The following is a 25,694-nucleotide window of genomic DNA, read 5'->3' on the forward strand; positions in this document are numbered from 1 at the left end:
AATTAGTATCTACACCACAAAGTAGTTGAGGCCGCCAACGACAACCACCAGCGCACCCCAGATCACAGAGCCAAACAGAATCAGCCGCTTAGACTGATCCCAGTCTTGGGGAGAGGCGTAGGCTACGGGCACATACACCACCAGCACAAAAGACATCAGCACCAGGGCAAACAGCGCGAGTTGAAACAGAATTACCATTGGTTTATCTTTGCTCTCTCAAACACAGCAGCGGAGACGGCGGTAGGCAACCCGGCGAGTAGCCCTAGCCCAGGTTAACAGCCACACTACCCTAACCAGTACGCTATCAGAAAGAGGCGCCCCCGAAAAGCATGATTTCAAAAGTATGGACCTAGTCCTTTGCCACACCACCGCCGACTTCGACACCCTGGGAGCTGCCGTGGGTTTGGCGCGGCTACAGCCGGGACGGCGGATTGTGCTGACTGGGGGCAGTCACCCAACGGTGCAGCGGTTTTTGGCCCTCTACCGGGACGAGTACCCGCTGATTGAGCGGCGAGCCGTAGACCCCGATCTCATTCGCCAGCTCACCCTGGTCGACGCCCAGCAGCCCGATCGCTTTGGTCCGGCGGCAGAGTGGATTGTTCGGGCCGAGCACAATCAGGTGCCTGTCACCGTGTACGACCACCACCCAGCTTCCGGTGAGGCGCTGGCCGCCACCGCCCAGGAGCAGATCATTGAGGCGGTGGGGGCCGCCACAACTCTGGTGGTGGAGGCGCTGCAGCAGAACGGCATTGAACCCACGGCGGCGGAGGCTACGGTCATGGCCCTGGGCATTCATGTCGATACTGGGTCGCTGCTGTACGAGACCGCCACCGCCCGCGATGCCGCCGCCCTGGCCTGGCTGATGGCCCATGGGGCCAGCCTTGGCATGATTGCCGACTTTGTGGAACCGGGGCTAAGCCCGCCCCTGCAAACGTTGCTGACGGCGGCGCGGGCGGGGCTACAGGTGGAGACCTTAGAGGGCCACAGTCTGGCCTGGGTACTGCTCAAGGTCGATCGCTATTTGCCCGGCCTGTCGGGGCTGGCGGAGCGGCTGATGTCGCTGGCCGATGCCGACGCGCTGCTGTTTGGGGCCTATTATTCTGGCCAGGAAAAGACAAGCCAGCCACAGGAGGCTTCTACGCCGCCAGCACAGGCTGGTGATCCATCAATTCCCCAGTCCGTCCCTCAAAAGCTGACCTTAATTGGGCGAGCTCGGGGCCGCCTGGGCGACAGCCTCGACTGGGGCGCGCTGCTGACTGCGTTGGGCGGGGGCGGCCACCCGACGGCGGCCTCGGCAGCGGTGACTACCACCGATCCAGAGGGGCTGGTGCAGCAGCTGCTGGAGAAGGCGCGATCGCAGCTTCCCCCCCAGCCCAGGGCCGTTGACCTGATGTCGTCGCCGGTTCGCACCCTGCGCCCCGACACCACTATTCGCGAGGCCCAGCGCATTTTGCTGCGCTACGGCCACTCGGGCCTGTCGGTGGTGGATGAGGGCGATCGCCTGGTGGGCATCATCTCGCGCCGCGACCTGGATCTGGCTCTGCACCACGGGTTTAGCCATGCCCCGGTGAAGGGCTATATGGCCACTAACCTCAAAACCATTGCCCCCGACACTCCCCTGGCCACCATTGAAAACCTGATGGTCACCTACGATATTGGCCGTCTGCCGGTGCTGCACCAGGGCAGTCTGGTGGGTATGGTCACCCGCACCGACCTGCTGCGTCATCTGCACCAGGGGTACGGCAGCCCCAGCGCCAGGCTAGCTCAGCCAACCCTACCTGCGGCCACCACCCTCCAGCACACGCTGGAAACCAGTCTGCCGCCGCTGCTGCACAGCATTCTTCAGCAGATTGCCGCCGCCGCCCAGGAGCGGGGCTGGCACCTCTACTTGGTAGGCGGTGCGGTGCGCGATCTGCTGATCTGTAGCGATCGGGCCGCCGCTGCGCTGCCCGACATCGATCTGGTGGTCGATGGCTGGGTTGGTACCACCGGGGCCGGGGTCGAACTGGCTGCCGCGATCAAAACGCGGTTTCCAGAAATTGACTTGCAGGTGCACGGGCGGTTTCAAACCGCCTCGCTGGTGTGGCGCAAAGACCTCGACCATCCCCTGGCCGGGGTGATGATTGACATTGCCACCGCGCGGACTGAGTTTTACCCCTATCCGGCGGCCAACCCCGAGGTCGAAGCCAGCTCCATTCAGCAGGACCTCTACCGCCGCGACTTCACTATCAACGCCCTGGCCCTGCGCCTGACTGCCCCTGGGGCCGGCCAGCTGCTGGACTACTTTGGCGGGCTGATGGACCTGCGCCAGGGCGTTATTCGGGTTCTGCACGCCAATAGCTTTATTGAAGATCCCACCCGCATCTACCGGGCGGTGCGGTTTGCGGTCCGGCTGGGGTTTAGCCTCGACGCCCAAACCGAAGGCTATATTCGCCATGCCCTGGCCAGCGGTATCTACGCGCAAATGCAGCGCCAGGTCAAGCGTGCCCCCGCTCTCCAGACCCGCCTCAAAAATGAGCTCAAATACATTCTCGAAGCCCCCTACTGGCAGGCGGCGCTGGCTCTGCTCGACCAGCTTGAGGCCCTGCGCTGCCTGCACGAAGACCTGGCCATGACGCCGACCCTGTGGCAGCAGCTGCGCCGCCTCAGCCGCTGGGGCCAGCGGTATGGCTGGCCAGAGGTAGGCCCCCCCTGGCTGCTGCGGCTGGAGGGGTTGTTGGCAGCTCTGCCACCGGCGGCGCGATCGCCCCTGGCCGCCAATTTACAGCTGCCCGATCGCACCCTTGAGCGCCTGGCCCACCTCGACAACCGAGAGCACAGCTGGCAAGCTCTGGTGACAGCCAGCCCCACCCCTGGCATTTTGTATACCGCCTTCAGCCAGGCCGATACCGCTACGCTGCTGCTGGCCAGCGCTCGACACCCTCACGCCCTAGGCCCGGCTATCTGGCAATACCTGATGCAGTGGGCGGTTACCCCACCGCTAGTAGACGGCAACCAGCTTAAGGCCCTGGGCTACCGACCGGGGCCACGCTTTCGGCCCATGCTAGAGGCGGTGTTTGCCGCCCAGCTCAACGGGGATATTGCCACTCCGGCGGAGGCAGAAGCGTTTCTGGCCCAGCACTACCCCAGCCCCTAGGCAGGGTTCAAGATATTGGCACATCCGATCTCTGAACGGGTTAAGAACGGGTTACAGTGGCGAAGATATTGACTGCTATCTGCTGCTATGACCCTAGCTGTGGGCACTGCCCTACGAAACGGTACCTACGTGATCGACGCCTGGGTGACCGATGACGCCATCGGCCCCCTCTACCTCGCCATGGATGTGCCTAGGGGTCAGTGGGTACAGCTGCGGGTGCTGGGCAGCCGCAACCCAGAAACAATCCCCGACGCCCCCGACCGCGAGGCATTTTATCGGTATCTAGAGCAGGTCAACGGGCTGAAGCACACCGCCCTACCCCAGCACCTGGGCGGTTTTGAAGAAGACGGCGTCTGCTACCAAACGTTTAGCGGCCCGGCGGGGACTCCCCTAGACCGTCTGGTGGCAGAGACCCAATTCATTACCCCCCGCTCCAGCCTGGCGATACTTCGCCAACTCATCGGGGTTCTGGAGAGTCTGCGCTCCTTGGGCTGGGCTGGGCTACGGCTCACCCCCGATCAGGTGTGGTATGTGCCCGAGACTCAGGCCCTGACATTCACTGGGTTCGATCTGGCCCAGGTCACCCCCGATCTCACCAGTTCACCTGACCAGTCAGATCAACCTGACCAAAAAAAGGAAAACAATCTGCCTTCTGCTGAAGAGGCCACCCTGGTCCAGGAACTCAGCTACCTGCTGTACTTTTTGCTGACTGGGCAACGGGCCGAAGCTACTAAAGCTCCCCTCGCCGTGGAGCTACGTCGCTGCCAGCCAGCGCTGCCAACCAGCCTGGATGCTGCCCTAGCAGCGGGCAGTTTCGCTGCTGGAAAAACGCCCAGCATCTCTCTGGCCGAATGGAGTGCTCTGCTGCCTAGCGACGCTCAGCTACCTGCCGACCCACCCCGGGTATTGCCCACCAGAGGTGAGCCTACCGCTGTCGTTTCGCCCGCCACCGCTTTCGGGATGAGTGCCCCAGCGCCTCAGCCAGAGAGCAGCACTATTCCCGCTGCGATCCCCGCTGGCGCGCCGTCACAGCGACGCGCCAAGACGGCCTTAGCCTTAGTTTTTACCGGCCTGGCGGCCACCGCCAGCGGCCTTGGCTTTGGCCTCTACACCCGGTTGCAGCCCGCCAGCTCCGCCAGCTCAGAGCGCCTCAACCCCAATCAGTCGTTCCCCCCCCTGCCCGACTGGAACGGTGATGAGCTATGGCAGCCCTGGGATCACGCTCCGACGCTCCGCAGTCGGCCCGACTACGGCACTACGCCGCCGCCGCATTCTGCGCCCGCTCCGGAGGTTACCCCCAGCCAGCCCGAACCCGCTGCGCCGCCCCCGATCGTAGCCCAGCCAGAACCCACTCCCGAGCCAAGCACTGAGCCTGACGACGCCTTACCCAATCCGGCTGAACCCTGGCCCCAGCCCAAACCCGACTCAGAACTGCCGAACGTACTGGACCCCTCGCCTAGCGATGCTCCAGCCCCGGCTCCGGCCCCGGCCCCGGCCCCGCTGGCGTCCCCTGCACCGATCGAAGCACCCCCGACGCTCCCCCCTGGCGATGGAGGTGTTCCACAGCCTCTTCCCAAACCCCTGCGGCCCCCGGCCCCGGCCCCGGCCTCTAGCTAGACTGCCTGCTGGGCAGCTCTAAATTTACCTGGAGATCTGTCCGGTGTTAGATGAAGAAGAACGTTATAATTCTCTACAGTTAAACAAATTTCTGTTACATGACCCGTTTACCTGAGGTTTGCCATGAGTAGCCCTGTGCTGCACGCATTTTATGTTGGTCGCGCTCTGGCCGATGCGGTCAACGAGCGTGCCGAGCGGCTGCTGACCGATGGCCTGAGCCTAGTGGGCAAATTTGACGCTGAGCAGCGGGAATACTTCCGTCAGTTCACCGAGGAAGTCATGGTCAGAGCCCAGCAGGCTGAAGCGGAGGCAGGCGTCTCCTACGCTGGTACGACCCCAGCGGCTGGCTCAGGGACCGACCTCCAGGCCACTATCGACACCCTGCGAGCCGAAATCGCCCAGGTTCGGGTAGCCCTTCAGCAGTACCGGACCACGTCCCAGGTCTAAAAGCCCGCTGAGCTCCCCTTGGGAGATTCATCCCCCATGCCGCTGTCCAGCGGTCGGGCAGGGCTGTTTGAGGCTATTGCCATCGCCGCTGTTTTTCTCTTCTAGGAGCCTGAGTGCCTGCTGTTTCCGATTCTTCTGCCTCGTCCAAGCTGCCTTCCCCTGCGGTAAACGGGGGCGGGAGCGTAGGGCATGGCTCCGAGAGCACCGGCAATGATCTGGGCGCCCCGCCCTTGAGCGATCTGACCGCTGAGGATTTGCCCTACAGCGGTTTGGAAGAAGGCGAAGCGATCGCTCACTTGCCCTTGGCCAGCGCGATTGGCCTGGAGGCGTCCTCAGGAGAAAAGGGGTTGCCCTTTCGCCAGGAATCCTACCGCTGGAACCAGGGCCACTACTCGCGCCAGCGCCGTTTTGTAGACATCTGGAGTTTTGTGCTGCGGCTGCTGTGGGCTCGCTGGCGCTACGGCAAGGCCTGGAGCTATGGCGGCACCATTACCCCAGAGGCTCAGGCGGCCAGGCGGCGGCAGCTGGCGGTGTGGATTCGCGAAACGCTGCTCGACCTAGGCCCTACGTTCATTAAGGTGGGTCAGCTTTTCTCCACTCGGGCCGACATTTTTCCCATCGAGTTCGTTGAAGAACTCTCTAAGCTTCAAGATCGAGTGCCTGCCTTTAGCTACGAGCAGGCCCGCGACATTATTGAGGCCGACTTTGGCAAGCCCATCCATATCCTTTACCGGACCTTCGACCCGATTCCCCTGGCGGCGGCAAGCCTAGGTCAGGTGCATCGAGCCCAGCTGCACAGCGGCGACGAGGTGGTGGTAAAAGTGCAGCGACCCGGCCTGCGATCGCTCTTCACCATTGACCTGTCGATTCTCAAGGGCATTGCCCACTATTTTCAAAGTCACCCCACCTGGGGCAAGGGCCGCGACTGGATCGGCATCTACGAAGAGTGCTGCCGCATTCTTTGGGAAGAAATTGACTATCTCAACGAAGGCCGCAATGCCGACACCTTTCGCCGCAACTTCAGGGGCGAAGACTGGGTCAATGTGCCTCGGGTCTTCTGGCGGCTGACCTCCTCGCGGGTCGTTACGCTGGAGTACATGCCGGGCATTAAAATCAGCCACTACGACGCCCTGGAGGCCGCCGGACTGGACCGCAGTCGGCTTGCTCGGCTGGGTGCCCAGGCCTACCTGCATCAGCTGCTCAACAACGGCTTTTTCCACGCCGACCCCCACCCTGGCAACATTGCCGTCAGCCTTGACGGATCGCTAATTTTCTATGACTTTGGCATGATGGGGCAGGTGCAGCCCCTGACCCGGCAGCGGTTGATGAATACGTTTATGGGGGTGGCCCAGCGCAATGCCGAGCAGGTAATGGAGTCACTGGTGGAACTGGGGGCGCTGGCCGAAATAGACGATATGAGCCCGGTGCGCCGCTCGATCCAGTATATTTTGGATAACTTTATGGATAAGCCCTTTGAGGAGCAGTCCATAAACGCCATTAGCGATGATCTGTACGCCGTTGCCTACGATCAGCCCTTTCGCTTCCCGGCTACCTTTACATTTGTCATGCGAGCTTTTTCTACCCTGGAAGGGGTGGGGAAAGGGCTTGACCCCGAGTTTAACTTTATGGAAGCGGCCAAGCCGTTTGCTGCACAGCTTATGTCCAATGGCAATCCGACCGATGGGGCCAACAGCCTGCTAGGGGAACTCAGCCGTCAGGCGGCCCAGGTAAGTACCTCTGCCCTGGGCCTGCCCCGGCGCATTGAAGATACCCTCGACAAATTAGAGCGCGGCGACATTCGCGTGCGGGTGCGGTCCATTGAGACCGATCGCGCCCTGCGACGCATCAGTGGCGTCACGATGGCCAACAACTACGCCATTTTGGTGGGGGCATTTACGCTGTCGGCAACCGGGCTACTGCTGTCAAAGTTTGTCTGGCTGGCGGTGGTGCCGGGGGTACTGGCACTGGGCACTGGCATCGCATTTGTGCGATCGGTGCTAAAGGTTAACCGGGCCGATCGTCTGCCCTAGTGGTTTAGTCCGAGTTTGCCATGGTGGATTGCGTTTTTTCAGGACTATCGGACCCAGGGCTGCTGCGGACCAGCAACCAGGATGACTATCACATTGACCCCGACGGGCGGTTTTTTATTGTCGCTGACGGCATGGGAGGTCATGCCGGCGGGCAGGAGGCCAGCCGCCTGGCTACGGCCGCAATTAAATCCTTTCTAAGCTGCCAGTGGCACACCGAAACTGCCACGGCGCTGCTGCTAGAGCAGGCGCTAAAGCAGGCCAACAATGCCATTCTGGAGGATCAGCGGCGCCACCCGGAGCGGGCCGACATGGGCACCACTGTGGTAGTAGTTACCTTTCGCGACGGTGATCCCCAGCCCTGGTGTGCCCACGTGGGCGACTCGCGCCTCTATCGCCTGCGGGGCCATCATCTGGAGCAGCTGACCGAAGACCACACCTGGATTGCCAAGGCTATTCGAGCGGGGGAGGTATCCCCCGCCCAGTCGCGCAACCATCCCTGGCGGCACGTACTCTCCCAGTGCCTGGGGCGCGACGACCTGACCGAAATTGATATTCAGCCAATTGAGGTGCACAGCGGCGATCGCCTGCTGCTGTGCAGCGATGGCCTCACCGAAGAGCTGTCAGACCATTTAATTGCCTCTCACCTAAAATCTATTCGCGCCTGCGAGGCCGCCGCCACCGCCCTGGTCAACTCGGCCAAACAGCGGGGCGGCCGCGACAACATTACGGTGGTAGTGGTGAGCGTATCGCCACCCCTGGGCACCGCCGAGGGCTAATTGCAGGTGGGGCATCCCTCTTTCTGGGGACAGATCTTTTAGGCTCCGTAGATCGGCTTTTGGGGCAATGACGCCTGGGCCAAAACGGCACCATTACCGCCTCAATCACTGCTCTTGCGCCACCGAGGCGCTGAATGGGCCTGCGCAAAAGGCCATTCTGCGCTCAGGGAAGGAATATAGCAAGAAGTTTGCCTTGAGCATTTTTACTTAGCCACCGTTGCTAAAAATTGTAAATTCCCACCCGACAGATGACGGATTTGGGATGACTTGTTATATTCGCTCATAACGCCAATAACTGGATCTTTGTCAAATGATTGTTATAATTTGTAAACCATAGCGCATTGATCGCGGTTGGCGTTGTGGTTAAGCCCATTCCAGTCAAGTGGCCCGGTGCGTTCAGCCTGGTTTTCCCGTACGGATGGCTAGTTGAGCAACCCTGGCTTGGCACCCTGGACGTTTTCGTCTCAGCTGCCGATCTCGATTGGGTGTTGTTCTCTCTCTCAGGAGTAAATCCATGAACGAACCGATGCAACTCTCTTTGGAGCAGCAGTTTAGTCTGCGATCATTTGAATCTCAGGTAGACAAAATGAGCCGTGAGCAGGCTCAGCAGTTCCTAGTCAAGATGTACGAGCAGATGATGATGCGAGAAACCATGTACAAGCACTTTCTCAAGCACGAATGGGGCATTGGGCCAAATCCCCAAATTTAAGCCCTGACCGCGCTCAGGACAGCATGAAGACGACGACCTCCCTCTCTTGCGGGGTTACCTTGAATCAGGCCGGGGATGTCGGGGCGTCAGCTTCAATGCTAAGCAGCAGGGTTGGCAGGCTCAAAGCACAGAGCCGAAGATACGGCGCTTAAAGTTACAACGTTACAGTCATAGAGTTTTTAGGCTGCACGGCTCAAAGCCTAGAAAAGCGATCGCCGAGCCAGACAGTCCATTTGGGACTGCTCCCACACAGGCATTAGGCAATTTAGATATTTAGATATTTCAGGGCTGCGGTAGGGCAAAATCATCGCCCGTCGGCCCGGCTTTATACCTGCGCTACAGGCCATCGGTAGGACTGGCAGAGCGGACAAAAGTTTTTTGCTATAGCGCACAGACGAGATCGGTCCAGTATCAGAACTGCTGCTGACAGATGGGGCGGCCAGGCGATCGAAGACAGCCCCTGGGCTAAAGGCCTGGGTTGAGGGGGCTGGCTTAGCTTTCTGGGGTTGAAACAGCCCGGTCAAACGCTATGGTAATGGAGAGGGGTTGCCCCGCCGCTGGTGATGGGCCGGGAAAGAAAAACCCTCTCAGTCGCCGAGTTCAACTGCTGAGCCAGGTGATAGCCCCTTGGGGGCCGGTCTTTGACCACTGAATGCCTAACCACTTTTGTTGCACCTGAACGGGGGACCTATGTTTCAGCGCGCGCTCATCTGTACCGACTTCACCGATGGCATCTACCGTCTTGCCCAGTTTGTGCCGAGTCTAGCCGCTGGAGGATTTAGGTCGCTGGTGTTTTTTCACAGCATCTCGGTAGAGAGCGGGCCAGAAATTCCCCGGGAGGACTCAAAGACGCTGGAACCGGCCCGCCGCCGCCTGCAAGAGCTGCTGCGGGAAGCCCCCGAGGACATTGAGGTCACCATTGAGGTTCAGCTAGGCCGCGCTAGCGACTCTATTTTGCGCCTGGCCAAGCAGTACAAGGTGGACGTTATTTTCCTGGGAACTCCCACCCGCACGATGCTGGAGGAAAAGCTGTTTGGCAGCACGGCGGCTACCCTGGCGGAAAAGGCCGATGTGCCAATCGTTATTTTGCGCCCTCAGCTGATGTCGACCTACACCACCGCTGAGCTTGAGCTGCGCTGCGCTAACCTGTTTCGCTACCTGCTGGTGCCCTACGATGGCAGCCAGGCGAGCAAGACCCTGATTCAGAAAATTCACCACCAGGTCAAGAATAATCCTGACTCTGTGCTGGAGCGAGTGCGGCTGCTGTGGGTTATTGATGATAGCGGTCGCCGCGAATTTAAGGGCGACAACCCTGTGGGGGAGGCCCAGCAAAAGCTCGACAAGATTCAGGCCGAACTGGCGGAGCTAAATTTGGTGGTCAACACCACCGTTGTGGAGGGCAACCCCTTAGAAGAAATCATGAAGACCGCTGAGTTGCACGACATTAGCGCGATCGCCACCTGCCCTAGGGACCGCGATGGCATTCTCAAATGGTCGTCCCCCAGCCTGACGCGGGAAATTCTTCGGCGCAGCTGGCATCCGGTGCTGTTTTTTCCCAACTGACTATTTTTTTAGCTGAATAGGGCTGCCGCAGCTATAGCCAGGGCGATTGAAAAAATTGCCTGCCTTCAGCGCGGGGTTTCGGAGTTCAGACTTGGTGCTGGCCCCGCTGCGGCCTGGCGTCAGGCCGTTATGCCTCTAGCCATAAGCTTAGAAAAGCCGCTGGCCAAGGTTTTTACGGCCTTCGTCACGTTAGTTAACCTGAGTTCGGGTTAAGCCGATGGAGGAAGAGCGAAGTCAAGATTGAGGGAAGGCTTCTTGGGCTGATGGCAGTAGGCAATCAAGCCACAGATGACATTGACCATGAAGTTGGTAGGGCTGCGATGCCTGGAATGCTCAATCTGGGAGATGTTCTTGAGCTGGTCAATGACGGTTTCGACAATGGCGCGCTTGCGGGCCAGTAACTTGTCGGTGAGCCGCATCAAGTGGTTTGTCATGTTGCGCCTGGGTTTGGCAAAGAACTCGATGCCACAGGTCTCAAAGAGGCGTTCTGCCAGTGCTTTGGAGACATAGCCCCGGTCAGCAAAGACCTTGCCATAGAGGCCTTGAAGCAAGTCACAGGCGGGCTTGCGGTCGTCGGTATTGCCCGGCGTGATTTGGATGTTGAGCAACTCCCCTTGGTCATTAACCACCAGGTGGAGCTTGAAGCCAAAGAACCAGTCAACTGAGGTTTTGCCCCGAGCCGCCAGGCCGCGAAACACCTTGTGGCGTCGAATCCGACGGTTGTGGCACACCTTGAGGCTGCTGCTATCGATAAAGCTGATGCCGCTACAAGCGCCAAAACAGTGCTTCAGGTACACGCATAAGGGCAGCAGAGCCGACGGCATCCACTCCACAAAGCGGTGATAGCTGACCAGGCCAGGAAAGGCCTCTCGCCAGTGCACGCAGACATGCTTGTTGTAGAACGCCTTGAAGTTGCGATAGTGCTGCTGGTGGAAGCACACCAAGATTGTCATCACCTCGCTTAAGCTCAGCGATCGCTGGCGCTGACGGTGTTGAACGCCTTCACCCAGCAGCATCTGGTGCCATTTCGGCTCGAACTGACAGCAGAAATCATCAATGTGGCAAAACAGCTCTTCTAGACTATCCATAGGGGGGCCTGCTGAATCATTTACGTGATATAGCCATAGTCACGTTGGTTAGGACATCCAGGAACCCTATGACCGTTCAAACGTTTGAACGGTCATAGGAGACATGTCTTAACCAGACTGGCTACAGCTATATCAGCTTACAGAGCCCCTCCTTTCCTTATCCCGAACTCAGGTTAGTTAGGACACTGAGAGACGTTGAGAACATTCAACCGTTTGAACGCTGGCTCTGAAAAATGCCGTAACCTATCCGTCGGCTGCCATAGCGCCAAAACTGTAACGTTTTAAAGCTCCAGATTCGCTTAATCGCTATTGAGCAATAAAGTGATTAAATCAAATTGGCCGTGGCGAGGGCGATCTATGCGCATTCTGATGATTCAACCCAATTACCACTCCGGCGGGGCTGAAATCGCCGGTAACTGGCCGCCCAGCTGGGTGCCCTACGTTGGGGGTGCGCTAAAACAGGCCGGGTTTGGCGAGATTCGCTTTATCGACGCCATGACCAACTACATTGAGGATGAGCCCCTGGCGGCCCTGATTGCTGACTATCGGCCCGATGTGGTGATGGCGACGGCGATTACGCCGATGATTTACAAATCCCAGGATACACTGCGGATCGCCAAGTCTGTGTGCCCGGGGGCTACCACGATTATGGGCGGCGTGCACCCCACCTACATGTACCGGGAGGTGCTGGCGGAGGCACCCTGGGTGGACTACATCATTCGCGGCGAAGGGGAAGAAATTAGCGTCAACCTGATGCGGGCGATCGCGGCAGGCAGAGACCGCCGCGATCGCGAATCCATCCTGGGGCTGGCCTACCTGGATGACGCTGGCCAGGTGGTGGTAACGCCCGCCCATCCCCCCATTCGCGACCTCAATACCCTCGCCCCCGACTGGACCCTGCTCGACTGGGACCGCTATATTTACACCCCGCTGAATGTGCGGGTGGCGGTGCCTAACTTTGCGCGGGGCTGCCCTTTCCGCTGCCGATTTTGCTCCCAGTGGAAGTTTTGGCGCAAGTACCGCGCCCGCAGCCCCAAACAATTTGTGGATGAAATCGAGTACCTGGTCAAAGAGCATCAGGTGGGGTTTTTCATTTTGGCGGACGAAGAACCCACCATCAGCAAAGCCCGGTTTGTCAAACTCTGCGAAGAGCTGGTAGATCGCAACCTGGGCGTACACTGGGGCATCAACACCCGCGTCACCGACATTCTGCGGGACGAGGCGGAACTGCCCCTGTACCGCAAAGCCGGGCTGGTCCATGTGTCTCTGGGAACCGAGGCCGCCGCCCAGCTCAACCTCAACATCTTTCGGAAGGAAACTACCATTGCCGACAACAAGCGGGCGGTGAAGCTGCTGCGCGACAGCGGCATCGTGGCGGAGGTGCAGTTTATTATGGGCCTCTCCAACGAAACCCCCGAGACTATTGAGGAAACCTACCGCATGGCCCGCGACTGGGGGGCCGACATGACCAACTGGAACATGTTCACCCCCTGGCCCTTTGCCGAACTGTTTCAGGATTTAGAAGACAAGGTGGAAGTGCGCGACTTTTCCCACTACAACTTTGTGACGCCGATTATCAAACCCGACCATATGACGCGGGAGGCGGTATTGCAGGGAGTGCTGCGCAACTACGCCCGCTTCTACGGCTGGAAGTTTCTGGAATACTGGTTTACGCGGGATGGGTTCAAGCGGCGATACCTGCTGGGCTGCCTGGGGGCCTTTGTGCAAACTACGCTAAACAAGCGCTTCTACAACCTCAAGCGGGTCAAGCGTAGGGGTATGCACACCGAGATTGAGCTGGGCTTCGACGAATCGCGCATTCTGTCGGCGGAAGCCATGGCTCAGCTCAAGGCGGCCAAGCTGGCGGATGTGGAATTTGCCGGTGAGGTGTCCAGCTGCGGCCCGTCTGGCAACCCGCTGCCAGCGGCGAACTCGCCTACCGATACCAAACAGGAGATTCAGGTGGTGATTGTCAATGGCGACGAGGCCGATCGCATTGCCCTGCGAAAAGGACTGCGATCGCACCCTGGCCTTGAGGTAGCCAGCGAAGCCACCAATGGCGCAACCGGGCTGGTGCTTTTAGACTCCATTGCGGTGGATGTGGCGGTTATCTGCGACCCGCTACCGGATATGACCCTGGCGGAGTTTTTGCACCAGCTGCACCACCTGGAGGGCTGCCAGCACTTTAAGCTACTGGTGCTGAGCGATCGCCGCGAGGCCCTGCCGGAAACTGAAGCTGGGGCCGTAGCCAGGTGCGATCGCCGCGCTACCCTGCTGGACTTAGCCCAGGCCATTCGTGACCTATCTTTGGAAAATGCTCTGACGCCTTCAGCTACGGCTGCGCGAACTGCCGCGCCAGCGACCTCCCCTTAGTCAACCCCGACATACGTTTATTAATCGCCAGGGGCAGGGGGCTTGTAGACTATGGCAAAAGTGTGGCGACTGTTGTCAATCGCGAGGGAACCAAGCGAAGTGGAATAGTCGGCATCTTTCAGCCTTCGAGCAATAGGGAATCAGAGCGGTTGGAGCGGAGGCTCAATTTCCGCCCAGCAGCATCAGTCCCACGGCAAACTTTCAAGGCCCAAAAACTGATCAACAGCTGCCGACCATTCGATCGCTCAGTCCAGTACAGAGCTTTGCTTAGTGTCTACTCTTGCAACCTACCGAGTCATTCCTCAGAATGCCAACAGGTCCTAGTCCAACGGCTCGTCCTGCTCCTGGGCGCGATGGCGCTCGCTCAGCTGCAGCAGAATCTCCCCATGGACCTGGCGGGTAATTGGGTAAAACCGGGCCAGCCCAATGGCGCACAGCAGCAGCACCATCGGCACCGGGCCAATAAACACCCGAATCGCCATCAGCGCCGAATCGGACTGCTGGGTGGCTTCGCTGACGAACCCCGAAAATTGCAGCGCCAGGCTGACCAAAAATAGGCCCAGGGCCAGCCCCACCTTTTGCAGCAGGGTCATAAATGCGTAGAAAACCCCCTCGCGCCGCTGACCCGTTTTCAGCTCGTCGAGTTCAATCACATCGGGCAGCATGGCCCAGGGCACCACGTAGGCGGTAGCCACCCCAAAGCTAATCACAATGCACAGCAGGTACAGAAAGGCCACCTGCCCCGGCTGCACAAAAAACAGCGCGATCTGGGCAATAATCCAGACGCCAATGCCGATGTAAAACACCTCCTGCTTGCCCAGGCGGCAGCTGAGCTGGTTGACCACTACCATCATAAAAATGGCGGTGCCCTGAACCAGCAGCGCCGCCAAAAAGTACGAGTCGAGCCCCATCCAAAACGTGGCGTAGAAGGGAATAATGCTGGCGGTCATTTGCAGGGCCAGCCAGGCAAACAGATAAATGCCCACCACAAACAAAAAAGCCCGGTTGGAAAAGACAACTTTGACCTGCTGGGGAAACGAAAGCGCTACTTCGTCGGTGGGGGCGGGCTGAAGGGCGTGGCGCTGCACGGCGTAGGGGTAGGTGCCCCACACGCACCAGAACAAGGGCAGTACCGACAGCACCGCGCAGATGCCCCCCAGCACCAGATACTGCTGGCGCAAATCGCTGATCATGTTGGTAATCACCAGGCCCAGGCCCAGGGCCGCGATCGCCCCGAACAGCGACGACCCCAGCCGAAAGGCCGTCAGCTCCGTGCGCTCGTCGTAGTCCTTGGTCAGCTCGGCGGTGAGGGTGGTGTAGGGCAAATTCACCACTGTGTAAAACACCTGAAACAGCAGCGAAATCACCACGTAGTACCAAAACCGGGCGGTGTCGCTCTCCCACCCTGGCACCACCCAGGTGAGAAAAAACGTCACCCCAAAGGGAATCGCCCCCAGCACAATCCAGGGGTAGCGGCGGCCCCAGCGGGTGCGGGTTTTATCGCTCAGGTAGCCAATGAATGGGTCGTTGACAGCGTCCCAAATCCGCCCGATCGCCAGCACTGAGCCTGCCGCTACGGGACTCAGCCCAGCGGCGGTGGTCAGAAAAATCAAGAACGAAAAGGCCAGCAGGTTGGCCGTCATGCCTGGCCCAATGTCTCCAGCCCCAAACGCCAGCTTGCCCCAGAGGGAAAACGGTTTGGGAACAGGGCGGTCTGCACTGGTCAACGGAACATTGGAGGCCATAGGTCGATACGGTGTAAATCAGGATCTTAAAGGCGGGTGAATCGATGGGGGATGCATAACAATTCAGGCAGCGTCCTCAGTGTATTATTTCCCCATCACAAAACGCCTTATACCCAGTCCAGCTTAGGAACTGTGGCGTTATACCTGGGCAAAACTTTACACCTGGGCCAGGCGGGTCGGATGCCCAGAGCCGGCGGGCCAGGTCAATGCAGGTTAACGGGCCAGGGCAGCGGGCTGGGGCAATGGGCCGGGGCTATTCTACTGGAGGCAACGCATGGTTGATTTTCACGTAAGTTGGGACGACTACCACCGGGACATTGAAAAGCTGGCCATCGCGATCTACGAATCGGGCTGGGAGTTTAACCAGATCGTCTGCTTGGCCAAGGGCGGAATGCGCATTGGCGACACCCTCTGTCGGCTGTTCGATGTGCCCCTGGCCATTTTGTCCACCGCCTCCTACGGTGGGGCCGACGGTCGCACCCGTGGGGCAATTACCTTTTCCCGCGATCTGAGCATGACCACCCCCAGCCTGGGAAACCAGGTGCTCATTGTGGATGACCTGGTCGATTCGGGTTACAGCCTGAAAAAATCCATTGAGTGGCTGCGCCACAAGTACGGCTTCTACATCGAAGACCTGCGCACGGCGGTGCTGTGGTACAAGGCCGACTCCATCTTTAAGCCCGACTACCACGTGGTCTACCTGCCCGACAACCCGTGGATTCATCAACCCTTTGAGCGCTACGAAACCATGACCCCCGCCGAGCTAGCGGCTAGCTATCAGCCGCAGCCGGAGCCTGCGGCTTAGCTGGCACCACCGGAGCCGGGAGGAGCTGGACCGGAGCAGCGGAGGCCTCGGGGGTGCCGTAGAGGCGCTGGTAGCCCCAGTAACTCACCAGCAGCGTCACCAGGGTTAGAGACGCAATTCCCCCGGCGCGACACAGTCCCTGGATGGCCTTAGACGCCCGCAGGGCGGTGATATAGTCGCCCTGTCGGTAGGCCTGGCGCAGGTTCATGGCGTAGGCCAGGGCTGGAATGCCCAGGGGCGGAAAAATCACGAAGGCGGTGAGCAGCACCCGATGCCATCGAGCCGGGGGGCAGGGCTGCCCTTGAAAGAGCTTGTAGCTGCCCCGCCACTCTACCGTGGGCTGATCCTGCACCTGGCCGATGAGATCAAAGCTGTGCACATCGTCCAGCTGCCATCGAATGAGCAGGGCGCGAATCTGATTGGGCAGGGTGAAGTAGTTGATGCCCACCCCGATGGGGCGATACACCTGAATTTGGAGACCGCCGTCCTGGTACTTGGCTTCGATCGCAATTTGCCGCAGCCCCAGTTCCCTCAGCAGACGCTGGGAGAGCAGGCGATCGCGGTGGGCCTGGTGCAGATGGTGCAGCTTCAGGCGCGCCTGGTCGAGGTTGAGATCGTTGCAGAGGGCCAGTTCCCAGTTGTGGGCGGCGGCGGCGGCGTGGCCCAACTGCTCGTGGGCGTGGCCCCGGTGCAGGTAGGCCTCCGCCAGGTTGGGGTTGGCGGCAAGGGCGCTGTCAAAGTCGGCCAGGGCCGCTGGGTAGTTTTGCTGCCGAAAGTGCAGCAGCCCCCGGTTGTAGTGAATTAGAGCGTGGCCGGGATGGTGCTCCAGGGCCAGTTGCCAGTCGGCAAAGGCCCTGGCCTGCTCACCCTGCTGGCAGTAGAGCAGGCCTCGATTGCCGTAGGCGCGGGCGCTGGTGGGATCTTGGGCGATCGCAGTGGTGAAATGCTCCAGCGCGGCGGCGGTATCTCCCCTTTGCCAGTGAATTTTGCCCAGCTCAACGTGAATATCCGCTGGGCAGGGATAGTTGTCCAGGGCCTGGAGCAACACCGCCAGTGCCGCATCGACATTGCCCTTGCGAATCTGAGTCAGGGCCTGCCGATAGTGATAGCGAGCCTGCTGACGCCGCCACCAGGGGGTAAGGTAAAGTCCCATGAGCATTGAAACGTAGTGTATAAGGAGAAGCAACCTTCCCCATGGTTCCCTGGGAACCCAGCTCTCTCAGAGAAGCTTTACAAGATCGTAATCGGGGGCGGCTTCGCCTTCAACCGGAGACTGCGTCGGCGGGAATCGCAGGCCCTAGTATTCGAAGGCTGAAATATCTCCACCGTTTTGGCGCTTGGCTCCCCTGCTCCCCAGCTCCCTGGCTTGCAGAAACAGTCCCTAAACTTCCGCCTCAAGATACTAGCTTGCGCCCCGCTCCTCCTGAGCCGCTTTGAGGGCCACCGAGGCAATCGTCAGGGCCAGCCGCGCCTGCTCCAGGCTAGACAGCGACTCCCAGTCGGCGGCTGGAATCGCCCGCAGGTTTAGCTCTAAAATTTCGCCACGGCCATCGCGCAAGGAGTAGGCCAGCGGTCGGGCCAGCACCGCCAGGTCATCGAGGTTCCAGCCGGGCAAGGTGTCGCCCACACACTGCACCAGCTGATCGATTAAGGGCTGGCCGCTGCGGACCAGGCCGGTGGCCGTGGTGGCCAGCCCTTGCAGCAGCCCGCCGGGCATGCGCCCCTGAAACTGCCGCAGCTGATCGAGCACCGAGGTAACTGCTGCCGGGTCCACGGCTGGCGTGCTCTGGGTTGCAGTCTGGGCCGCGCCCATCTGATCGGTCATCTGGGCTGCCAGGATTTGCCATCCCGCTGCGATCGCGGTGTTGAGATCGCCATCCGCCAGGGCGTCAAACTCCGCTTCGAGGTGGCTCAGGTAGACCTCTACCTCGGGGGCCATCGGTTGCCATGGGTACGCCGGTTCAGGGTTGAGAATAGCGGCAAGCAAATCGTGTTCGGTGGCCATGGCGGGCTCAGAAGCAGAATTGGGATGGTGGGAAGGCTGAGTCATAGCGTTTACTTTAGATGCACGAGATGGTAACAAAACCCGACAAGGGTGGATACATTGCGCTTTCAGGGGATTCCGTACAGGATGAACAATTTTGTGGTTTTCCTAGCAGGTCAGCGTCGACTTGGGGTTACCCTCCAGGGTAAATTCCATTAACTCCCCCTCGGGGCTGCCAAAGCGAAGGGCCGTACCCAGGGCCAGCGGCACCTCAGCCCGGTGGACGTGGTTCCAGCTTCGCCCGTCAAAGTAGTACGACCCATAGCGTGACATATCGCGTAGATAGTAACAGGTCTCTTGGACACCGTTGTCAAACTGGGTGCGGCAGAAAATTTCAGCGTGCTGCCCCGACACCCAGGGTTCTAAAATGACCAGATCGTTGTCGGGCAGTCGCCCCACCCGCAAATAGCCGTCGTAGAGTCGCCACAGGCGGGTTGGCGTATTCAGGCAGCGCAGCACCGCCGCCTGGGTCGACTGCACATCTTGTCCAGGCAGCTGAGTCACCGCCAGGGCGACCTCGCGCAGCAGGTGGCCCTCAAACTGGGGATGCTGATAAAGCACCGGCAGCGTCCAGGCCGGGTGGTTAAATCGGTAGGCCGTCATCAGATGCTGGCGGGCCAGGGCGACCGCCTGGGCCACCGGCTGGCGCTCAGCTAGCCCCCGCGCCAGCACCTGAATAAAGCTCAGCGCCTCGTGGTCTGTAATCGAGTCGCGCATCGCCAGCACCGCCGGTACGCCGTGGTGCAGCAGCACCTCCGCCAGGCTGCTGCGGGGGATAATCTGCTGATGTTTGAGATCGGGCTGCGCCCCCCAGCAGGTGTTAAACACTGCCAGGCGAATGCCGTTGCGGGCCAGCCCCTGGGCCAGTTCAGTGCCGCTCAGGCTGCCCCCCTGGCTCAAAAACAGCAGCCCCCCGTCGGGGGCAGGCACCCCGTGGCCCGCGTAGAAAAACACGTTAAAGTACCCGGTCTCTAGAGCTTTCAGCAGGGTCTTGGCATCGGGTTCTAGCAGGGTTTGAACCTGGCAAACCACCGGGCTGGCCCCCTGGTAGCTGAGGCGAGAGGCGCTGAGTTCCAGCAGCTGTTTTAGGGCTTCGGCCTCCTGGGGCAGCTGCAAGACGTTTTTTGACCCCTCCGCCGTGCCGGGGTCATCCTGGCCCAGCACCAGCAAAATGCGCAAAGAGTTATCGAGCTCGGCCTCGGGCAGTGGTTCTACGGCGCTGGCCGTGCGGCTAAACAGCACCTGCGGCCCCAGCGACAGAGCCGGACAGCCGGGCTGGGGCTGCATAATCTCCCAGGGCAGGCTAATCAGTTCCGGGGGACGCACCTCAAGCCGCAGCTTAAGCGGACGATTTTGGCCGATCGCCATGCCCAAGCTGCGCTCCAGGGTTTGCCGAATGGGGCCGTCAAACAGCCATTCCCACAGGCCCACCCCCATCCCCTGCATCAGCCGCCCGGTGTTGCCGCCCGCCTCTGCCGCCGGGGCCACCCGGTCGAGCAGGTCATCGAGGTGAAACTCGGGCACGTAGGCGGAGGGGACATGGGGCACCTGGGGCAGGCCCCGCAGCGAAAAAAACTGCTGCCAGTTTGCCCAGAGTTGGGCCATCTGGCTATCCCAGAGGCGATCGTGGTGGGCATAGCCGCCTGGGAACGGGCTTTCTAGCACCCAGATCGCGTAGTGGCTGGAGTCAGCCTGGGTGAGGCGATCGATCGCAAGGTGGAGGGTGAGAGCATCGGACGACAGCATAGGCAGGCCGAAATCAACAGAGCCAAAGCATAAGGTCTGGGGCGACTTAAGGGGCGCAGCGGCCCGACTGGGCCGGGGTAACCAGCTCTAGAAAGGCGGCGGCTCCGTACAGGTGGCGGGTCTGCACCCAGCCCTCGTTGCCCGGGGCCAGGAGCCGTTGACTGAGGTCAGGGGCAGGGGCTGAGTTCTGGGCAGCCTCTAAACTTTGGGCCGACTCCTGGGGCTGCTGCTCTAGGGATACCCCAGAGGGAATAGAGCAAACCCGCAACCGTACCCAGTCGACATTGTCGGCTGTAGTTTGGCGGCTGACAACCCTGAGCACGCTCCCCGTCGCAACCGATGGCCCGGCAGGCGCGGCACCCGCTGGGATGGTCGGCTGGGGCTGGAGCTGTAAGCGGCGATCGCCAGCTATGACCTGCTGCGCCTGCCAGTAGGACCCGACGGGCACGTCAACGGTAGCGGCCAGGGCGGCGGCAGGCAGCGGCTGGCCCGCCAGGGCCAGCGGCCACCGAGCCTGGAGGGACTGAAATGCGATCGGGGCGGGCAGGCGCCGACTCAGGGCCAGACCCAGCGCCCCTAGAATAGCCAACACTACAGCTATTCCCCCTAAAAATGGTCCCCAGGCCATCCCTGAGCGGGTAGAGGCCGATGCCATGTCGGCCTGAGAGGCCGGAGCCACAATCCGGGTAGAGGGCGGCACTGCCCCTGAGAACGACGATCGGGCCGTGCCTGGGGCATGATCGGGCGCGGTGACAGCCTGCCCCAGCGGGCCAAGGGGCAGGGTGGGCAGCGGGCTAGGCCGGGGCATAAATCGCATTAGCCCGACGGTGACATTGTCGTGGCCATTGAGCCGATTGGCCTGCTGAATCAAGGCGTCAACGGTGAGGCTGAGGGGATCGGGGGTGGTGGTCAGAGGGGCAACCAGGTGCGGGGCTAGGGCTTCAACCCGGTCGTAGTCGCTCAGCCCGTCAGAGCAGAGCAGCAGCGCTGCCCTATCGTCCAGCAGGAGGTGCTGCACCGAGGGGTAGAGAAAGTCAGAGTCGCTAATGCCGAGGGCCTGAATTAAAGCGCCGCCGCTGGGCAACTGCACCGCCTCCGAGTAGAGAGCGTAGCCCATCTGGGCCTCCCGCGAGGCCACGTCGTCATCGACGGTAATTTGGTAGCAGGTGTGGGGGCTAACCCGGTAGGCGCGGCTGTCGCCGACGTGGGCAATGGAGACGTAGGGGAAGTGCACCAGGGCCACCACCACCGTCGTACCCATGCGGGCGCGGGCGGAGCGATGCTCGTCGTTGTTGCGGGCGGCGATCGCGTCGTTGGCTAAGACGATCGCCTGCCGGAGGCGCTGGGCGATCGCCTCGGGAGGCAGGTGGGGGCGCTGGGTCAGGGGTTCTAGCTCCTCCTGCAGCAGCTTAATCGCGGTTTGGGAGGCCACATTGCCCTGCTCATGACCGCCGATGCCGTCGCAGACCAGCAGCAGGGGCGGTGTTTCCAGGTTCTCGGCCCGGCCAGACAGCTGCTGCTGGCGCGGCTCTTTTTCGGGGTAGCAGGCGTCTTCGTTGCGATCGCGGGTTGGCCCCTGATCGGTATCCGCCGCCCAGTCCACCGCCACCAGCAGGCCCTGGGCAAGGGTTTGAATCGCCCCCTCCAGCTCAGCCACCAGCCCCTTCGCGGAGGCCATCTGCCCCTCTTTGAGCGCCTTCAGCAGCCAGCCCAGGTAGGCCCGCACCGGTGGCTGCGCCGTCGCCAGCAGTCCCTCCCAACTCTGCCCCAGCTGAACCAGGGTGGGGAGCGCCTCATCGGCGGTCAGGGCGGTCAGCCGCAGCAGCGCTCCGTCAGTCCGGAGTTCGTCTTGCAGCAGCAGGGTCGTAGCTACTCGCTCTGCGATCAGATCTGGCCACAGAGCGGCAATTTGGCGCAGCCAGTTGAGCTGCTGTAGGGCCGAGCCCCTGGGCCAAACCTGGGCCAGAGGCGGCAGCAGCGCCACTTCCACCTTGCCCTGATCCGGCGGCAACCCCTCTTTTGCGGCGGCTGGGAAGCTGGGACGAAAGCTGATTGGGGCCATGTCCAGCAGCAGCACCGTCGTCGCTAGCCCCGTCTGCTCTGGGGTCAGGTAGGCGTAAGGCCGGGGCACATGCTGAGCCAGCGAAAACAGCTTCAGATAGGTTAGAACCGTAGCCGGAATCTGCTCCAGGGGGGGAATGGGGTTGTCGGGTCGAGTGTCTAGCCAGAGCCGATGCCCCGCCGGGGAAGGGTTTGACCCATCGCCCCAGACCAGAAACCGCCCGGCGATCAGCGTCCCAGGGCGCGATGTCAGAGGCCCATTTTCTCCGACCGCCAGCAAAAATCGGTATAGCAGGGGAGTCTGGCAGACCTTACAGCGGCTGGCAGGGGGGGTCGCAATCGACCGACAGGAGGAATTAGAGCACTGGATCACGATCCTTTAGGGGCAGATAAACAGCTTGTAATCTTTCATGGTATCTAACCCCAGCGTATCTAACCCCAGTCTGAATCGGTGGAGGAGCGCTAAACCCTAGCCCAGGGGGCGATCGCCCCGACCCTGCTCATCAGCGCACAGATCGCCTGCGGCCCTATCCTGCGGACTCCTCGGCCTCAACCCGCGGCAGGCCCATGCTGTAGTTCAGCGCCCGGCTCTTGAGGTTGTAGCTAATCGCGCCCTGCTGCAGGAGCTGTCGCACAAAATGCTCTAGATCTGAGCCAATGCGGCGCAGGTTGTAGTCGGTTAAATCTTCTCCAGCGGCGGCATCGACCAGGCGGTCAAACTCGGCATAGACGGCCTTAAGGGCGTCTTCAGACCAGTTGAACTCATTGTCGGGGTCGATATCTAGGGTGAGCTTATCGTCGCTGGGCACCAGTTCATTGTTGGCAACGATCGCTGTATAGATATGGACGTGGCGGGTAGTCGATTTGAGCATCATGGCCAGGTTTTGCCCCTCGTATAGTCGTTTTAGGGTGGTTTGCCCCCGGGATAGCCCAGAATGGCGCTGCTGTTGTGATTGTATAGCAAGCCCTCCCCCAGGCGGGCTTAAAACAGGTCTTTTTTGCCCCGCAGCCGGGCAAAGGTTTGCACCGCTGCGGTACTGTTGGTGGCCCGCTGAAGGGCGGTATCATCCCACCGGAGGAAAGGGTTGGTCTGCTTTTCTAGCCCCAGGACGGCGGGGACCGTGGGCTGATTTTGGCGGCGGGCTGCCTGTACCTGGGCGAGGCGATCGCGCAGGGCGGCATTGTCACCGTCTACCGTAATGGCAAAGTTGAGGTTGTTGAGGGTGTACTCGTGGGCGCACCACACGCGGGTGGTGTCGGGCAGCTGCCGCAGCTGCCGCAGCGACTCCACCATTTGCTCGGGAGTGCCCTCAAACAGACGGCCGCAGCCGCCAGCAAACAGGGTGTCGCCGCAGAAGAGCTCTCCCCAGCCTCCAATTTCGACGGGCGCAAAGTAGTAGGCAATGTGGGCGCGGGTGTGGCCGGGCACAAACAAGACCTCCCCCTGGCGTTCGCCAAAGCGCACCCTGTCTCCCGCCTGCAAAAAATGGGTCTGCCCTGGAATGCGGCCCCGGTCTTCGGCCCCGCCATAGACCTGGGCCGTGGGGAACCGCTCTAGCAGGTGGCGATTGCCCCCCACGTGGTCGCTGTGGTGGTGGGTATTAAAAATGGCGGTGAGCGTAGCGCCAAGGCTGTCTAGGGCTTGCAGCACCGGCCCGGCGTCACCGGGATCGACCACCGCCGCCTCGGCCTGGGCCACATTGTGGAGCACAAAAATATAGTTGTCGCTAAAGGCCGCTAGCCGGTGGATCTGCATGGCGATTTCCTTGATTTGCACCGTTTTTCCGTAACTTTTCTGTGGGAGATGGCCCCTTGGCCGGGCTTTAATACAGGTTTACTGAATCTTTATCGGTAGCTCAATCCCGGCGTTGGGGGATGGGGCATGCTAAAGGAAGATAAAACTGTAGCCATAGCTACAGCGCTGATCCTATTTTTTGGGGCCTGCCCCGTCTACTATCGTCACTCCTGCATCGAGGATTTGCAATCATGGTGTCGTCTCTACCCCAAAACCCTGCCTCAGACATTCAGGCCCTGGTCAACACCGTCATTCAGCGGGGCATACTGAGCCGCCACGACCACCTCATTCTATCGACGGCGATGCTCAGCAACCCGGCACTGACTCCAGGCGATCGCAAACACATCAACCAGGTGTTCGACAGCATTCGTTCCGGACGAGTGCGCCTGGCCGACTAGATTGACCGCTGCAATGGGGAAAAAAGCGCCCTGGCTAACCCCGGGGCGCTTTTTGATCGCTACAATTTAGGGCAGCTAGGGCGGCCGATGGGCCAGGCTGCACCACCTCCTAGGGCCAAGCTGCCGTCTCGGGTCCAGGCTTTTTGGGGGGCTAAGTTTCAGGGGTTAACACCTGTGCGTCAAAAACGCCCTCGCTATGGCGAAACCATCGTTGAAGAAAATTATCGGCACACCCGGCGACATCTCATTCGCGGGGCGATCGCCCTGGGGTTTGTGGTTTTCTCGGGCATACTCTGGTATCGCTTTGTGGAGGGGTGGAGCTGGCTGGATGCCACCTACATGGCGGTGATCACCCTGTCGACCGTGGGCTTTGGGGAAACCAATCCGCTCAGCCCTCGGGGGCGGCTGTTTACCATCGTGCTGATCATGATGGGGGTGGGTGTCCTGGCCTATATTCTCAACAACATGACCGAGGCGGTGGTGCAGGGCCACTTTCAGGCGGGGCTACGTCTTTTAAAGAAGCGCAGGTTTATGGAATCGTTGCAGGGCCACTACATTATTTGCGGCTTTGGCCGCACCGGGCAGCAGGTGGCCACCGAGTTTGCGGCCGAAAACATCTCCTTCGCTGTCGTAGACTCCGCAGACAGCGCCGTCCATGCGGCCCAGCAGCTGGGGTACACCATTCTCCAGGGCGATGCCACCCAGGATCAGGTGCTTATGCAGGTGGGGGTGCAGCGGGCCCGCTGCCTGGTGGCGGCGCTGCCCTCCGATGCCGAGAATCTCTACATTGTGCTCTCGGCCAAAACGCTGTCGTCGGAGATTCGCACCATTGCCCGCGCCAGCACCGAAGAGGCCATTCTCAAGCTGCAGCGGGGCGGGGCCGATGTGGTGGTATCGCCCTACATTACCGGCGGCAAGCGGATGGCAGCGGCGGCGGTGCGTCCCCAGGTGGTCGATTTTTTAGACGGCATTCTCACCGGAGCCGAGCGCACCGTCTATGTCGAAGAGTTTTTGCTGCTGCCCGACAGCTGCCCCATCGTCGGCAAAACCCTGGCCGAAGCTCAGCTGGGTCGCCAGTCGGGGGCGCTGATTTTGGCCATTCGCCGCGACGGGGCGCTAATTTTTGGCCCCACGGCCGACACTCGCCTCTACCCAGGCGACGTGGTCATCACCATGGGCAACACCGACCAGCTGCGATTGCTGAGCCAGATTATTAGCCCCATTGAACCCTAGGGAGCGCTACAGGGTACTCCGCTGCCGCCGTGCCGGGGCAGCGGTCCGGGCGGTGAAACCAGCCGTGGGGCACCCGTCAAAAATCTTTGAGGGATACTAATTCTTCGCCATACTTTTCGCCATACTAA

At 60.7% G+C, this 25,694-nt stretch carries 20 protein-coding genes; 11 read left to right on the forward strand and 9 right to left on the reverse strand.

From position 1 onward, the window contains the following. Positions 1-9 precede the first annotated feature (9 nt). The gene (gene psbZ / locus LEPTO7104_RS0125535) at positions 10-198 is read right to left on the reverse strand and encodes a photosystem II reaction center protein PsbZ (protein ID WP_017301429.1); all 189 of its coding nucleotides are present in this window, start codon (positions 196-198) and stop codon (positions 10-12) included. 145 nt (positions 199-343) lie between these two features. Here psbZ and LEPTO7104_RS0125540 point away from each other — a divergent pair, with 145 nt between their 5' ends. The 7 genes from LEPTO7104_RS0125540 (at position 344) to LEPTO7104_RS0125570 (ending at position 10,278) form a co-directional block, all read left to right on the forward strand. Beyond that, on the forward strand, positions 344-3,136 hold the full coding sequence (locus LEPTO7104_RS0125540) for a CBS domain-containing protein (RefSeq protein ID WP_017301430.1): 2,793 nt from the start codon (positions 344-346) through the stop codon (positions 3,134-3,136). Positions 3,137-3,223: 87 nt separating this feature from the next. Continuing rightward, the gene (locus LEPTO7104_RS0125545; RefSeq protein ID WP_017301431.1) at positions 3,224-4,753 is read left to right on the forward strand and encodes a hypothetical protein; all 1,530 of its coding nucleotides are present in this window, start codon (positions 3,224-3,226) and stop codon (positions 4,751-4,753) included. Between the two features lie 123 nt (positions 4,754-4,876). Beyond that, positions 4,877-5,200 carry a DUF6825 family protein gene (locus tag LEPTO7104_RS0125550; protein WP_017301432.1) on the forward strand — a complete coding sequence of 108 codons (324 nt, stop codon included), beginning with the start codon at positions 4,877-4,879 and terminating at the stop codon, positions 5,198-5,200. Between the two features lie 314 nt (positions 5,201-5,514). After that, entirely contained in the window at positions 5,515-7,230 is a 1,716-nt protein-coding gene (locus LEPTO7104_RS0125555) for an ABC1 kinase family protein (RefSeq protein ID WP_225887106.1), read from the forward strand. A 20-nt stretch (positions 7,231-7,250) separates the two neighbouring features. After that, positions 7,251-8,006, forward strand: a complete 756-nt coding sequence (locus LEPTO7104_RS0125560; RefSeq protein WP_017301434.1) for a protein phosphatase 2C domain-containing protein — start codon at positions 7,251-7,253, stop codon at positions 8,004-8,006. 514 nt (positions 8,007-8,520) lie between these two features. Then, positions 8,521-8,715 carry an NblA/ycf18 family protein gene (locus tag LEPTO7104_RS0125565; protein ID WP_017301435.1) on the forward strand — a complete coding sequence of 65 codons (195 nt, stop codon included), beginning with the start codon at positions 8,521-8,523 and terminating at the stop codon, positions 8,713-8,715. Between the two features lie 690 nt (positions 8,716-9,405). Next, entirely contained in the window at positions 9,406-10,278 is an 873-nt protein-coding gene (locus LEPTO7104_RS0125570; RefSeq protein WP_017301436.1) for a universal stress protein, read from the forward strand. Between the two features lie 209 nt (positions 10,279-10,487). On the opposite strand, the gene LEPTO7104_RS0125575 is transcribed toward LEPTO7104_RS0125570, so the two are convergent. Then, positions 10,488-11,366 (reverse strand): IS982 family transposase, encoded by an 879-nt coding sequence (locus LEPTO7104_RS0125575; RefSeq protein WP_017296738.1) that lies wholly within the window; start codon positions 11,364-11,366, stop codon positions 10,488-10,490. Between the two features lie 357 nt (positions 11,367-11,723). Between LEPTO7104_RS0125575 and bchE the strand changes: the two genes are divergently transcribed. After that, positions 11,724-13,739 (forward strand): magnesium-protoporphyrin IX monomethyl ester anaerobic oxidative cyclase, encoded by a 2,016-nt coding sequence (gene bchE / locus LEPTO7104_RS35325; protein WP_017301437.1) that lies wholly within the window; start codon positions 11,724-11,726, stop codon positions 13,737-13,739. 320 nt (positions 13,740-14,059) lie between these two features. Here bchE and LEPTO7104_RS0125585 read toward each other — a convergent pair whose 3' ends face one another. Further along, the gene (locus tag LEPTO7104_RS0125585) at positions 14,060-15,484 is read right to left on the reverse strand and encodes an MFS transporter (protein WP_017301438.1); all 1,425 of its coding nucleotides are present in this window, start codon (positions 15,482-15,484) and stop codon (positions 14,060-14,062) included. Positions 15,485-15,758: 274 nt separating this feature from the next. Between LEPTO7104_RS0125585 and LEPTO7104_RS0125590 the strand changes: the two genes are divergently transcribed. Beyond that, on the forward strand, positions 15,759-16,289 hold the full coding sequence (locus LEPTO7104_RS0125590) for a phosphoribosyltransferase (RefSeq protein ID WP_017301439.1): 531 nt from the start codon (positions 15,759-15,761) through the stop codon (positions 16,287-16,289). On the opposite strand, the gene LEPTO7104_RS37380 is transcribed toward LEPTO7104_RS0125590, so the two are convergent. The 6 genes from LEPTO7104_RS37380 to gloB all read right to left on the reverse strand — a co-directional run bounded on the left by LEPTO7104_RS37380 (position 16,255) and on the right by gloB (position 23,896). Beyond that, positions 16,255-17,442, reverse strand: a complete 1,188-nt coding sequence (locus LEPTO7104_RS37380; protein WP_196358151.1) for a tetratricopeptide repeat protein — start codon at positions 17,440-17,442, stop codon at positions 16,255-16,257. The genes LEPTO7104_RS0125590 and LEPTO7104_RS37380 overlap by 35 nt on opposite strands. A gap of 249 nt (positions 17,443-17,691) precedes the next feature. Then, positions 17,692-18,339: a hypothetical protein gene (locus tag LEPTO7104_RS0125600; protein ID WP_155523777.1), complete on the reverse strand. Its 648-nt coding sequence runs from the start codon at positions 18,337-18,339 to the stop codon at positions 17,692-17,694. A gap of 102 nt (positions 18,340-18,441) precedes the next feature. Beyond that, a complete protein-coding gene (locus tag LEPTO7104_RS0125605; protein WP_017301442.1) occupies positions 18,442-20,079 on the reverse strand; it encodes a CHAT domain-containing protein in 1,638 nt (545 codons plus the stop codon). Between the two features lie 46 nt (positions 20,080-20,125). Continuing rightward, on the reverse strand, positions 20,126-22,420 hold the full coding sequence (locus LEPTO7104_RS0125610; protein ID WP_017301443.1) for a protein phosphatase 2C domain-containing protein: 2,295 nt from the start codon (positions 22,418-22,420) through the stop codon (positions 20,126-20,128). A gap of 247 nt (positions 22,421-22,667) precedes the next feature. Then, a complete protein-coding gene (ndhM, locus tag LEPTO7104_RS0125615) occupies positions 22,668-23,015 on the reverse strand; it encodes an NAD(P)H-quinone oxidoreductase subunit M (RefSeq protein ID WP_017301444.1) in 348 nt (115 codons plus the stop codon). A 107-nt stretch (positions 23,016-23,122) separates the two neighbouring features. Beyond that, entirely contained in the window at positions 23,123-23,896 is a 774-nt protein-coding gene (gene gloB / locus LEPTO7104_RS0125620) for a hydroxyacylglutathione hydrolase (protein WP_026073079.1), read from the reverse strand. Positions 23,897-24,126: 230 nt separating this feature from the next. On the opposite strand from gloB, the gene LEPTO7104_RS0125625 reads away from it, so the two are divergent. Together LEPTO7104_RS0125625 and LEPTO7104_RS0125630 are read left to right on the forward strand one after the other, a co-directional pair. Further along, positions 24,127-24,333: a hypothetical protein gene (locus LEPTO7104_RS0125625; protein ID WP_017301446.1), complete on the forward strand. Its 207-nt coding sequence runs from the start codon at positions 24,127-24,129 to the stop codon at positions 24,331-24,333. Positions 24,334-24,507: 174 nt separating this feature from the next. Continuing rightward, positions 24,508-25,566 (forward strand): potassium channel family protein, encoded by a 1,059-nt coding sequence (locus LEPTO7104_RS0125630; RefSeq protein WP_017301447.1) that lies wholly within the window; start codon positions 24,508-24,510, stop codon positions 25,564-25,566. Positions 25,567-25,694: the final 128 nt, after the last annotated feature.

The sequence above is a fragment of the Nodosilinea nodulosa PCC 7104 genome (assembly GCF_000309385.1).
Classification (GTDB): domain Bacteria; phylum Cyanobacteriota; class Cyanobacteriia; order Phormidesmidales; family Phormidesmidaceae; genus Nodosilinea; species Nodosilinea nodulosa.

Excerpts from the sequence above, each read along its gene's own strand:
- psbZ (WP_017301429.1), bottom strand. The coding sequence starts at position 198 with ATGGTAATTCTGTTTCAACTCGCGCTGTTTGCCCTGGTGCTGATGTCT.
- LEPTO7104_RS0125540 (WP_017301430.1), top strand. The coding sequence starts at position 344 with ATGGACCTAGTCCTTTGCCACACCACCGCCGACTTCGACACCCTGGGA.
- LEPTO7104_RS0125545 (WP_017301431.1), top strand. The coding sequence starts at position 3,224 with ATGACCCTAGCTGTGGGCACTGCCCTACGAAACGGTACCTACGTGATC.
- LEPTO7104_RS0125550 (WP_017301432.1), top strand. The coding sequence starts at position 4,877 with ATGAGTAGCCCTGTGCTGCACGCATTTTATGTTGGTCGCGCTCTGGCC.
- LEPTO7104_RS0125560 (WP_017301434.1), top strand. The coding sequence starts at position 7,251 with ATGGTGGATTGCGTTTTTTCAGGACTATCGGACCCAGGGCTGCTGCGG.
- LEPTO7104_RS0125565 (WP_017301435.1), top strand. The coding sequence starts at position 8,521 with ATGAACGAACCGATGCAACTCTCTTTGGAGCAGCAGTTTAGTCTGCGA.
- LEPTO7104_RS0125570 (WP_017301436.1), top strand. The coding sequence starts at position 9,406 with ATGTTTCAGCGCGCGCTCATCTGTACCGACTTCACCGATGGCATCTAC.
- LEPTO7104_RS0125575 (WP_017296738.1), bottom strand. The coding sequence starts at position 11,366 with ATGGATAGTCTAGAAGAGCTGTTTTGCCACATTGATGATTTCTGCTGT.
- bchE (WP_017301437.1), top strand. The coding sequence starts at position 11,724 with ATGCGCATTCTGATGATTCAACCCAATTACCACTCCGGCGGGGCTGAA.
- LEPTO7104_RS0125585 (WP_017301438.1), bottom strand. The coding sequence starts at position 15,484 with ATGGCCTCCAATGTTCCGTTGACCAGTGCAGACCGCCCTGTTCCCAAA.
- LEPTO7104_RS0125590 (WP_017301439.1), top strand. The coding sequence starts at position 15,759 with ATGGTTGATTTTCACGTAAGTTGGGACGACTACCACCGGGACATTGAA.
- LEPTO7104_RS37380 (WP_196358151.1), bottom strand. The coding sequence starts at position 17,442 with ATGGGACTTTACCTTACCCCCTGGTGGCGGCGTCAGCAGGCTCGCTAT.
- LEPTO7104_RS0125600 (WP_155523777.1), bottom strand. The coding sequence starts at position 18,339 with ATGACTCAGCCTTCCCACCATCCCAATTCTGCTTCTGAGCCCGCCATG.
- LEPTO7104_RS0125605 (WP_017301442.1), bottom strand. The coding sequence starts at position 20,079 with ATGCTGTCGTCCGATGCTCTCACCCTCCACCTTGCGATCGATCGCCTC.
- ndhM (WP_017301444.1), bottom strand. The coding sequence starts at position 23,015 with ATGATGCTCAAATCGACTACCCGCCACGTCCATATCTATACAGCGATC.
- gloB (WP_026073079.1), bottom strand. The coding sequence starts at position 23,896 with ATGCAGATCCACCGGCTAGCGGCCTTTAGCGACAACTATATTTTTGTG.
- LEPTO7104_RS0125625 (WP_017301446.1), top strand. The coding sequence starts at position 24,127 with ATGGTGTCGTCTCTACCCCAAAACCCTGCCTCAGACATTCAGGCCCTG.